The sequence below is a fragment of the Vibrio sp. Sgm 5 genome, assembly GCF_026241575.1.
Classification (GTDB): Bacteria; Pseudomonadota; Gammaproteobacteria; order Enterobacterales; family Vibrionaceae; genus Vibrio; species Vibrio jasicida.
Map to the genome: position 1 here is coordinate 111,846 of NZ_JAPHPY010000013.1, position 8,666 is coordinate 120,511.

Annotated in this window: 9 protein-coding genes and 1 riboswitch; of the genes, 8 read left to right on the forward strand and 1 reads right to left on the reverse strand. The window is 45.2% G+C overall.

Annotated features, from left to right (window positions below):
- The first annotated feature begins 3 nt into the window (after positions 1-3).
- Positions 4-1,281, forward strand: coding sequence for a cytosine deaminase (locus tag OQJ86_RS09905; RefSeq protein WP_038877668.1), 1,278 nt, complete (start codon positions 4-6; stop codon positions 1,279-1,281).
- 50 nt (positions 1,282-1,331) lie between these two features.
- Here the strand turns inward: OQJ86_RS09905 and OQJ86_RS09910 are convergent, their stop codons facing one another.
- Complete coding sequence (locus tag OQJ86_RS09910; RefSeq protein ID WP_009704791.1) at positions 1,332-1,514, reverse strand: hypothetical protein; 183 nt, start codon at positions 1,512-1,514, stop codon at positions 1,332-1,334.
- 535 nt (positions 1,515-2,049) lie between these two features.
- Between OQJ86_RS09910 and OQJ86_RS09915 the strand changes: the two genes are divergently transcribed.
- From OQJ86_RS09915 to ribB, 7 genes are all read left to right on the forward strand, one after another.
- Positions 2,050-2,820, forward strand: coding sequence for a hypothetical protein (locus OQJ86_RS09915; RefSeq protein WP_104037148.1), 771 nt, complete (start codon positions 2,050-2,052; stop codon positions 2,818-2,820).
- Positions 2,821-2,926: 106 nt separating this feature from the next.
- The gene (locus tag OQJ86_RS09920) at positions 2,927-3,580 is read left to right on the forward strand and encodes an HD domain-containing protein (protein WP_104037147.1); all 654 of its coding nucleotides are present in this window, start codon (positions 2,927-2,929) and stop codon (positions 3,578-3,580) included.
- A gap of 1 nt (position 3,581) precedes the next feature.
- Positions 3,582-4,319 (forward strand): helix-turn-helix domain-containing protein, encoded by a 738-nt coding sequence (locus OQJ86_RS09925; protein ID WP_265987610.1) that lies wholly within the window; start codon positions 3,582-3,584, stop codon positions 4,317-4,319.
- 10 nt (positions 4,320-4,329) lie between these two features.
- Positions 4,330-4,689 (forward strand): hypothetical protein, encoded by a 360-nt coding sequence (locus OQJ86_RS09930; RefSeq protein WP_265987612.1) that lies wholly within the window; start codon positions 4,330-4,332, stop codon positions 4,687-4,689.
- 182 nt (positions 4,690-4,871) lie between these two features.
- Complete coding sequence (locus OQJ86_RS09935; RefSeq protein WP_265987613.1) at positions 4,872-6,728, forward strand: MFS transporter; 1,857 nt, start codon at positions 4,872-4,874, stop codon at positions 6,726-6,728.
- Between the two features lie 59 nt (positions 6,729-6,787).
- Positions 6,788-7,405: a cob(I)alamin adenolsyltransferase/cobinamide ATP-dependent adenolsyltransferase gene (locus OQJ86_RS09940; protein WP_045423696.1), complete on the forward strand. Its 618-nt coding sequence runs from the start codon at positions 6,788-6,790 to the stop codon at positions 7,403-7,405.
- Positions 7,406-7,526: 121 nt separating this feature from the next.
- Positions 7,527-7,667, forward strand: a riboswitch (FMN riboswitch).
- A 173-nt stretch (positions 7,668-7,840) separates the two neighbouring features.
- Positions 7,841-8,497, forward strand: a complete 657-nt coding sequence (gene ribB / locus OQJ86_RS09945) for a 3,4-dihydroxy-2-butanone-4-phosphate synthase (RefSeq protein WP_045404650.1) — start codon at positions 7,841-7,843, stop codon at positions 8,495-8,497.
- The last annotated feature ends 169 nt before the right edge of the window (positions 8,498-8,666 follow it).

Below are 8,666 nucleotides of genomic sequence, written 5' to 3' on the forward strand. Positions count from 1 at the left end.
ATCATGACAACACTATTGATCAAGAACGCAACGCTAAAGGGACAGGAAGGTCTCCAGCAAATTTTGATTGAGGATGGTCAATTCAAGCGTATTGAAGACAATAATGTAGAGCTAAATTACACAGGTGAAGTGCTTGATGCAGAGGGCGGCATGGCTGTCGCTCCATTCTGTGAGCCTCACATTCACCTAGACACAACGCAAACAGCAGGTGAGCCAAGCTGGAACATTTCAGGTACGCTTTTCGAAGGCATTGAGCGTTGGGCTGAGCGCAAAGAGATGTTGTCGATTGAAGATGTGAAATCACGCGCGAAGCAAACGCTTAAGTGGCAAATTGCAAACGGCGTACAGCACGTTCGTACTCACGTTGACGTTTCTGACCCTACCCTAATTGCCCTAAAAGCGATGGTAGAAGTTCGTGAAGAAATGAAAGAGTGGGTAGACATTCAAATCGTTGCGTTTCCGCAAGAAGGTATTTTGTCTTACCCGAACGGCAAAGAACTGTTAGAAGAAGCGGTTCAGTTGGGTGCTGACGTTATTGGTGCGATTCCTCACTTTGAATTCACTCGTGAGTACGGTATTGAATCTCTACACTACGTTTTCGAACTGGCACAGAAATACGACCGTTTGATCGACGTACACTGTGATGAGATCGATGACGAGCAATCACGCTTTGTTGAAACGCTTGCTGCGCTAGCGCACAAGTTCAACATGGGCCACAAGGTAACCGCAAGCCATACAACGGCTATGGGCTCTTACAACGGTGCTTACGCCTCTCGCCTGTTCCGTCTGCTACGCATGTCTGGCATCAACTTCGTTGCAAACCCATTGGTGAACATCCACCTTCAAGGCCGCTTCGATGATTACCCGAAACGTCGTGGTGTGACTCGTGTGAAAGAAATGCTGAATGCAAACATCAACGTTTGTTTTGGTCACGATGATGTCTTCGATCCTTGGTACCCACTAGGCACTGCAAACATGCTACAAGTGCTGCATATGGGTCTGCACGTGTGTCAGGTGATGGGTTACGACCAAATCAACAACTCACTGGATCTGATCAGCACAAATTCAGCACGTACACTGAACATTCAAGACAAGCACGGCATTGAAACAGGTAAGCCAGGTAGTTTACTAATTCTTCCTGCAGAAAATGGTTTTGACGCAGTACGTCGTCAGGTGCCAGTTCGTTACTCTGTTCGTCACGGTAAAGTGATTGCAGAAACACAGCCTGCGACAACACACATTCACCTTGGTGAGCAAGAGCAAGTGACTTACAAACGCTAATCACTGAGCTTTTAAACAAAAAAAGGGTCTGATTGAATCAGACCCTTTTTTTATTTCTTCACGCGCTGTGTTAGGTGTCTACGGCAACTAATGACATTCCTTAGCAACGAAGGCGTATTCCCTAAATAAACAACCTTGCCATCTTCATCAACAATGGCAGGTACAACCTTTAAGCCTTTCATATCTGCGCCGTATTCCACCAACTTACGTTCTAGCTCATATAAATCCTGCATATCTCGGACTCAATTTATAATTATCAATTTTCGCGTGAATGCTATCCCTCTAAAGAGATATCAATACTGATCTGGATCATGAAAGATAGATCCTAATTATGGTGGGCTCAAACTTGAGACACTTCATGGTTTGAATGTGTTTTTGAATGTGGAATTTTGTGAACTGTATTCAAATTAAATTTCAGAATATAGACAATTTGCGTAATAAATATTTGCACTCCTTCGTAACAAACACTAGAGTTAGGGAGTTGATTGAGCTTTATACTAAAAAACCATAAATCGCCCAAACACAGATTTAACACTAACAACGTCAAAATTAGTGCTTATAAAATAAAGAATAAAATAAAACCTAGGGTCAGCAGCAATGTTGACCCTTTTCTTTACCTCCCTCAAATCGAGCCAAACAGAAAAATCTTGAGCCTTATAGTAAACAAAACTTTTGCGTGATAACTGTCGGTTATCAGCGAGATAAGTGGATTCCTAATCAAACAGCGTTCAATAATAGCTTCGAACCAAACATCTCGGAGTGAAATACATGAACATTTTCAACAAAACTACATTGGTCGCGGCGCTATCTCTTCCCCTACTTGCAGGATGCGTGACTCCGGGAGAAGATGATCCAAACGCATTAACAAAACAAGGCGCTGCAGGTGGTGCACTTTTAGGTCTGACGATGGGCGCTTTGACGGGGGATGCTGAGCTTGCCGTGAAAGGCGCAGTTGCGGGTGGTGTAGCCGGTGGTGTCGCAGGTGCTGGCGCGGATATTCACAATAACCGTGACAACATTCGCCACGACAGCCGCAATGACGCGATTAGTGGTATTAACGGTGGCCAAAACACGGCAGCAACCAATGCCCCGCAGCAGTGGCAAGAGATCGATAACTTTGTGGGTGATTGGAACGTAAATATCCAGAACCACAATCGTGACTTTAAAGGTTTAGAAGGTCTATCTGCACACGGCTCGCTAGCAAAAACAACAGAAGCAAATGTTAAGGTGACCAATTCGCAAGGCGTTGACCTTAATGCCGCGTTCACGTTCGATCCACAAGCAGGCTACCAACTGACGCTGACTAATGAAGCAAAAGATGTATCGGTTGCTTTTGCTGGTGAACAACAATCAAAAAACCATCGCTACAACTTCTACCCGATGAACATTAACGACGTCATTTACCAAGGTATTCCGACGGGTGATGTGCGTGTCGAGCTAGGTTTTGCAGGTCCAAACGTTTGGACCATCGATAGCTACGCTTACATCGACGGAGCAGAACAAAAAGTACAAACGTTCCGATTCACTCGCACCCTATAAAACAACCAGGCTTTCTTCGCAACATCTCAATAACAACGTCTCATTTGGCAATTTAATAAAGGCTTAGGCATACTCTGTCTAAGCCTTTATTTTTTAGAAGAAATCCATGTCTCAACTCAACCTAGCAGAGCTCAGCCAATTTGAGCCTCAGTTCCTACAGTTTATGCAGCAAGAGATGCAAACTGATGCCGCTCACGACCTCAGTCACGTACAACGCGTAGTCAAAACCGCCCGTCAGCTTGCAGACAAAGAAGGCGCGGATTTAGCCGTTGTATTGCCTGCTGCGTATCTGCATGATTGCTTCACTTATCCAAAAGATCACCCGAACCGCAAACAAAGCTCAACGATTGCGGCGACCAAAGCGATTTCGTTTCTAGAAAGCATCGACTACCCTGCTCAATACCATGACGCTATCGCCCACGCGATCGAATCTCACAGCTTTAGCGCCAACATTACACCTAATACTTTGGAAGCTCAGATCGTCCAAGACGCAGACCGCTTAGACGCGCTTGGCGCAATTGGTGTGACACGCTGTATTCAAGTGAGCACGTTATTTGATGCTGCCTTATATAACGAACAGGACATGTTTGCAGAGCATCGAGAATTGGAAGATAAACGATTCACCATCGATCATTTCCAAACCAAATTGTTTAAAATTGTCGAGACGATGAACACCAAAGCAGCATATGAAGAAGGTTTGAAGCGTAAAGCGTTTATGCAGTCTTACCTAGAGCAGTTGCGTCAAGAAGTAGAAGGTTAATATGTCGGAAAGTCACGACCTAATTAAAGAGCTCAAACGCCAACTTAAGCAATCTGGCTTGCACTATGTCGATGTCGCGCAGCACTTGGAACTGAGCGAGGGCTCGGTAAAACGCTTATTGGCAGAAGGCAGCCAAATCAGCCTCGACCGCTTGGAGCGTATCTGTCAGCTGATTGGGTTAGAAATGGCAGAGCTATTTAAACTGACAGCAGCACACAACAAAGGGTTGGAATCGCTCACGCTAGAACAAGAAAAACAGCTGGTTGAAGATAAAGGCTTATTGTTGGTTGCGGTTTGTGTGGTCAATGGTTATCACTTCGAACAAATCATCGAGCAATACACCTTTGATGAGTTAGAGCTGATACAAAAGCTCGCCCAACTCGACCGTCTCAATATCATCGACTTGCTGCCAGGTAACAAGATTCGTCTGCGTATCTCCCCGACTTTCAAGTGGCACACAGGTGGCCCTATTCAGCGTTTCTTCCAGCAACAAGTTCAAGAAGCTTTCTTCCAGAGCTATTTCTCTGCTGAAGATGAAAAGCTAGTGATGGCAACGGGCTTAATGAGCTTGCCAACCAACAAAAAGATGCAGCAAAAGCTACAAAAGGTCATTGATGAGTTTTATCAGATCTGTCAGAGCGACGATTCACTGGGTATGAACGAGAAGCACGGTACCTCTCTGGTGATTGCAATGCGTCGTTGGACATTCCCGTTGTTTAACCCTTGGGAACGCAAATAGGGACTTCCTGATGCTCGATAAACTCAAAAGCCTATCGTTCAAGGCAAGACCTATTCTCCCTTTATTCATACTCATTGCCTTTGGTGGTTTTGCGGTGTTCATTGCCACGCTCTTGCAACTTTCTGATATGGTTAAGGAGTCTTATCTTATTCCGAGTGGCGTAACGGCATTGTGGGCGCTTGCCGCTTGGGTGATGAGCTCGAGCTTTCAACATGTTCCTGAACTTACGCCAAGCCTCGGTTTTTTCAAACGAATGAAAGCTCGCTTGGTGCGTCTGTTCTTTTATTTGGTGACATTAGGCTTTATTGGACTCTCTGGTTTTATTCTGTTTGTCACATTGAGAATGCTCAGCGTCTGGTTTCGACACTAAGCTCATCTCGTAACGTATGAAAGCACCAACCAGTGCGATATCACAAAATCATGAAACCAAAAGTATCGCAAAGTGTTACTTTTGGTTTCTCATAACGTAACTCTTTTCTTCACACTGGCTTCCCAAAGCCAAGCCTTTAAAGTGCTCCCATCTCAACGCGATTTTGCAATTACGGAGCCAGCATGTTTCTCACTAAACGATTCTTCCCCTATTTCGTGACTCAGTGCCTTGGTGCACTGAACGACAATATCTACAAGAATGTTCTCTTGTTGATGGTAACCTACAGCCAAATTGACTCACTACCGATGTCGGTCGACCTCTTTGTTAACCTTGCGGCTGGCTTATTTATTCTTCCCTTCTTTCTGTTTTCAGCCCACGCTGGTGCGATTGCCGACAACATGGACAAAGCCAAGTTAATCCGCCGCTTAAAACTTATTGAATTAGTGATCATGAGTTGCGCAGCGACGGCTATCATGACGCAGAGTGCCATTCTAATGCTGGTTCTACTCTTCATGATTGGTACTCAATCGGCTTACTTCGGCCCTGTGAAGTACGCTCTACTTCCTCAAGCGCTAAAATCTGATGAGCTAGTGAAAGGCAATGCTTGGGTTGAGATGGGGACTTTCCTTTCTATCCTGATTGGTACATTAAGCGCAGGTCTGTTGCTTGCGATTCCAAATGGTATGCTTATCGCCTCTTGCATTGTGATTACGCTGTCACTACTGGGCTTTTTAAGCAGCGCAAACATCCCTTCTCTGCCAAGTAAGAAAAATGACAAAGTAAAATTCGAACCTATTACTGGTTTGAAGAAAACACTCAAACTGGCACAAAAACAACGCGGTATTTGGATGTCAATTCTAGCGATCAGTTGGTTCTGGTTCATGGGTGCGACTTATCTGACTCAATTCCCCAATTTTGCTCGTGAACACCTATTTGCAGACAGCACTGTGGTTTCTCTGTTGTTGGCTCTTTTCTCAGTTGGTATCGCGACAGGCTCATGGTTATGTGAAAAGCTGTCTTTCAATCAAGTTGAACTGGGTATTCTGCCATTTGGTATTTTGGGCTTAACGATTTTCAGTGCCGACCTACTATGGGCAGTACCTGCAATCGAATCTTTCCCAAGTCACTATTACGATGTACAAAGCTTTGTTGCTCAGCCTTCGCATATTAGAGTAATGATCGACTTATTCTTAGTTGGTGTGAGCGGAGGCGTGTTTATTGTTCCCCTTTATGCGTTTATCCAATCGCTCTCAGAAGAAGACGAATGCGCTCAATCTATTGCAGCAAACAACATCATGAACGCACTGTTTATGGTCGCTTCCGCTGCTGTTTCAATCTTGGTATTAAGTGTTTTAGAGTTCTCTATTGTTGAGTTATTTGCCATTTTGGCCGTCGGTAACTTCATCGTGGCTATCTACGTTTACCGTCAAGTACCTGAGTTTACTCAGCGCTTTATTAGCTACTTGCTAAGCCACTGTCTGTACCGAGTTTCGGTAACCGGTCGTCAGCATATCCCAGAACAAGGCGCAGCCCTGATTGTGGTAAACCATGTGAGCTATGTGGACGCTTTGATTCTAATGGGTACATCAACCCGCCCAGTTCGATTTGTGATGGACAAGTCAATCAGTGAACTGCCTGTTCTTAAATATGTTTTTCGTCATGCCGGCGTTATCCCAATCTGCTCGCCACGCAAATGCGCAGAGACTTACAAAAGAGCTTTCGAACAGATTGAACAGGCGCTTAATAACGATGAAGTAGTTTGTATCTTCCCTGAAGGTCGCTTGACCTCAAATGGCGAACTGGGCGAGTTCCGACCGGGTGTTGAGAAGATTTTAAAGCGTACACCTGTACCTGTGATTCCGATGGCGCTAAAAGGCTTATGGGGTTCTTTCTTCAGCCACAAAAATGGACACGCGTTAACGAAGCGCCCTAGTCGCTTCTGGTCTCGTATCGAAGTCAATATTGGTGAGCTATTGCAACCAACCACGTTAGATCGTCATTTGTTACAAAAAGAAGTGCAAGATTTGCTAATTCGCTGACAGTAGTCTCATGGAGAATTTAGTAGGATAAAATCAACATCATAAATCTAGGAGGTATTATGAAAATCATCATCTTACATGGTCTTTATATGCATGGGCTGGTCATGCAGCCTCTTAGCCAAAAGCTGAGAAAACTGGGCTACGAGACCCAAGTGTTGAGTTACAACACGGTTTCAATTAACGAAGAATCGCTGTTTGATTCGATCGACAAGGCGCTCAACCCACTCACTGTAAATGTGTTGGTGGGTCATAGCCTAGGTGGTTTGATGATTAAACGATACCTCGCAAACAGAAAGCCATCGACAAGTCTGGTGTCCCACGTTATCGCAATTGGCTCGCCACTGAAAGGCGCATCTATCGTCACTCGCATTCAAGATTTGGGATTCGGTGCGATGCTTGGTAACTCACCGTATCACGGCCTTAACAAGCACGAAGATGTTTGGACTTTCCCACAAAAACTCGGCAGCATCGCAGGCACAATGGGCATTGGCGCAAGGCCGATTCTCATGCACAAAGACAACACAATGTCTGATGGCACAGTGACCGTAGATGAAACACGTTTAGAAGGCATGCAAGATCATATAGAGACGAAACAGACTCACACTAGTCTTATCTACAACACCTATGTACCTGCGCAGATTGATCACTTTATCAAAACTGATCACTTCAGCAGATAGCGCACTTTTCCATCAAGTAGTTGCAATCTACTTTTCAAGCCAAGGCGTTCGCAGTACTATCTCTACTCCGACCACTCATTTGAGTGTCGGAGTTTTTACTTCTAACCATATTGGTTGGATTCAATGTTCTCAGGGCGGGGCGAAATTCCCCACCGGCGGTATACTCTTTTGAGTGAGCCCGCGAGCGCTCGATTCGTCGAGGTCAGCAGATCTGGTGAGATGCCAGAGCCGACGGTTATAGTCCGGATGAAAGAGAATAAGAAAACATCAGCGGTTTCCTCAACGTTCTGTGTTGATGAACACTGGTGCACTTCTTTTTGGATCGCATTTTTTATTGCGCGGGTTGTGCCGTCTTACAGTCGGTGGCTCAGTGCATACATAAAATGTGACGATCCCTCATACCGCCCTGATTCTGGTGATATTTAGGAGTTAACCATGAATCAGTCATCACTACTTGCCGAATTTGGCGACCCAATTACTCGCGTTGAAAACGCACTTATCGCATTGAAAGAAGGCCGTGGCGTGCTTCTTCTTGACGATGAAGATCGTGAAAACGAAGGCGACATCATTTATTCCGTAGAGCACCTGACTAATGAGCAAATGGCTCTGATGATCCGCGAATGCAGCGGCATTGTGTGCCTATGCCTGACAGACGCTCAAGCAGACAAATTGGAACTGCCACCAATGGTTGTGAACAACAACAGCGCAAACCAAACGGCTTTCACGGTTTCTATTGAAGCGAAGCAAGGCGTAACAACTGGCGTTTCTGCCGCTGACCGTGTAACAACCATCAAAACAGCAGCAAACCCAAATGCAAAACCAGATGACTTAGCTCGTCCTGGTCATGTATTCCCTCTACGTGCTCGTCCTGGTGGCGTAATGACTCGTCGTGGCCACACAGAAGGCACTATCGATCTGATGCAAATGGCCAGTTTGCAGCCTGCAGGCGTGCTATGTGAGGTGACAAACCCAGATGGCACTATGGCAAAAGCACCAGAGATCGTCGCGTTTGGTCGTTTACACAACATGCCAGTACTCACTATCGAAGACATGGTTACGTACCGTAATCAATTTGATTTGAAGCTAGCGTAATCAACACGCATTTGCCCTAGTCAAAAGCCGCTGAATTCAGCGGCTTTTTTGATCGATTTGATTCCTTTGCGAGTAGTTATACTTAACCTGATATCGGTTTAAGCCATCGCCATCAGCCCAGACTTTTCAGCATTGGTGATGTTGAGTGATGGCTTCTCTGGTTTTAAGC

What these genes read in the sequence shown, in the direction of transcription:
- OQJ86_RS09905 (WP_038877668.1), top strand. Translation starts at nt 4, where the DNA reads ATGACAACACTATTGATCAAGAACGCAACGCTAAAGGGACAGGAAGGT.
- OQJ86_RS09910 (WP_009704791.1), bottom strand. Translation starts at nt 1,514, where the DNA reads ATGCAGGATTTATATGAGCTAGAACGTAAGTTGGTGGAATACGGCGCA.
- OQJ86_RS09915 (WP_104037148.1), top strand. Translation starts at nt 2,050, where the DNA reads ATGAACATTTTCAACAAAACTACATTGGTCGCGGCGCTATCTCTTCCC.
- OQJ86_RS09920 (WP_104037147.1), top strand. Translation starts at nt 2,927, where the DNA reads ATGTCTCAACTCAACCTAGCAGAGCTCAGCCAATTTGAGCCTCAGTTC.
- OQJ86_RS09925 (WP_265987610.1), top strand. Translation starts at nt 3,582, where the DNA reads ATGTCGGAAAGTCACGACCTAATTAAAGAGCTCAAACGCCAACTTAAG.
- OQJ86_RS09930 (WP_265987612.1), top strand. Translation starts at nt 4,330, where the DNA reads ATGCTCGATAAACTCAAAAGCCTATCGTTCAAGGCAAGACCTATTCTC.
- OQJ86_RS09935 (WP_265987613.1), top strand. Translation starts at nt 4,872, where the DNA reads ATGTTTCTCACTAAACGATTCTTCCCCTATTTCGTGACTCAGTGCCTT.
- OQJ86_RS09940 (WP_045423696.1), top strand. Translation starts at nt 6,788, where the DNA reads ATGAAAATCATCATCTTACATGGTCTTTATATGCATGGGCTGGTCATG.
- ribB (WP_045404650.1), top strand. Translation starts at nt 7,841, where the DNA reads ATGAATCAGTCATCACTACTTGCCGAATTTGGCGACCCAATTACTCGC.